This window comes from Nocardia vermiculata NBRC 100427 (assembly GCF_001613265.1).
Taxonomy (GTDB): Bacteria; Actinomycetota; Actinomycetes; order Mycobacteriales; family Mycobacteriaceae; genus Nocardia; species Nocardia vermiculata.
In genome coordinates this window covers 1-1,243 of record NZ_BDCA01000072.1, presented here as the reverse complement: position 1 = coordinate 1,243, position 1,243 = coordinate 1, and the positions used below count along the sequence as shown (strand labels likewise).

Below are 1,243 nucleotides of genomic sequence, written 5' to 3'. Positions count from 1 at the left end.
TCGTCCGGAGAGACGCGGCGATTGCGTTTCGTGACACCGCGCCGCTTCTTCGCGGCAATGCGGCGTTCCTTCGCTCCCCGCGACGGCTTGGTGGCGCGACGAACCGGTGGCGGAGCCGCGGCGGCATCACGCAGTAAAGAGGCCAGGCGCTCGCGGGCGGCCGCACGATTCTGCAGTTGTGCGCGCTGCTCCGACGCCGCGATCGTGAGCACCCCGTCGACCAGGCGGGCGGCCAGACGGTCGAGCATTCTGACCCGCAGGAGCTCCGGCACCGACGGTGAGCGGGCGAGGTCGAACGACAGCTCGACCCGGCTGTCGGTCGTGTTGACATGCTGCCCGCCCGGGCCCGACGACCGGGAGAACCGCTCACGCAACTCGGAGGCGGGAATCACCAGCGCCCGGGTCACGGTCAGGTCCGCTGCCATGTGCCGACGCTGCTCCTTTCGACCCTCGAATCAACCAGGCCACGTCGGCTGAGATTCGACTGGTGGCGAACTTGTCGTCCACAATACCGGCCCCGACTATCGCGTCAGCCGACGTCGATGCTGATCAGCCGCGCAGGCGGATTCGAGATCACCGCCGCCGAAGTCGGCCTCGCCTGCCCCGCCGAGGGTCGGGGGTCGGGGATCCCGTGAGCGAGCAGCGAGAATCCACGACACTGCAATCCGCTTTCGAACTATTCGAAAGTCGGGCATGGTGGGGACCAGGAAGGGAGGTGCGATGACCGAGACACTGAACGAACGCACACTGCTGCCCGAGCACCCTGATCAACTGGCCGAAGTGCATCGCTTCCTAGCCACCCCGACCTCACTCGAAGGGGCCGTCCTACGATCGGCCGACGGCGAGTCGGTCGCGTTGCCACCGGAGATGCTCGAGGCGTTGCGTCTCGTGGCGCTCGCACTGTCGGATGGCAAGGCGGTGACGGTAGCGCCATTACATACGACGCTGACCACACAGGAAGCCGCTGAGCTGCTCGGTATGAGCAGGCCCACATTGGTGAAACTGCTTGATGCGGGCGAGATTCCGTTCACCCGGCCAGTCCGACATCGGCGGGTGCGCCTGACCGATGTGCTGGCGTTCCGCGAGTACCGCCGCGCCGAGCGTCCCGCTGGCCTGTCCGAACTGACCCGGATCTCCGAGGACCTGGACCTCTACGACGATGTCGCCACCGCACCACTGAGGCGACACGAGTAATGCAGCGGGTATTCCGCGATACCTCTGCACCACCCGCACACACCACACT

General features: G+C 66.5%; 2 protein-coding genes. One reads left to right on the top strand and one right to left on the bottom strand.

The features are described from left to right. Positions 1 to 425, bottom strand: a 425-nt coding sequence (arfB, locus tag NV2_RS30505; protein WP_067882418.1) for an alternative ribosome rescue aminoacyl-tRNA hydrolase ArfB, incomplete at its 3' end; no start/stop codon positions are given. A 295-nt stretch (positions 426 to 720) separates the two neighbouring features. Between arfB and NV2_RS30500 the strand changes: the two genes are divergently transcribed. Continuing rightward, on the top strand, positions 721 to 1,194 hold the full coding sequence (locus tag NV2_RS30500; RefSeq protein ID WP_067882421.1) for an excisionase family DNA-binding protein: 474 nt from the start codon (positions 721 to 723) through the stop codon (positions 1,192 to 1,194). Positions 1,195 to 1,243: the final 49 nt, after the last annotated feature.

Coding starts and splice junctions, on each gene's coding strand:
- NV2_RS30500 (WP_067882421.1), top strand. CDS start 721: ATGACCGAGACACTGAACGAACGCACACTGCTGCCCGAGCACCCTGAT.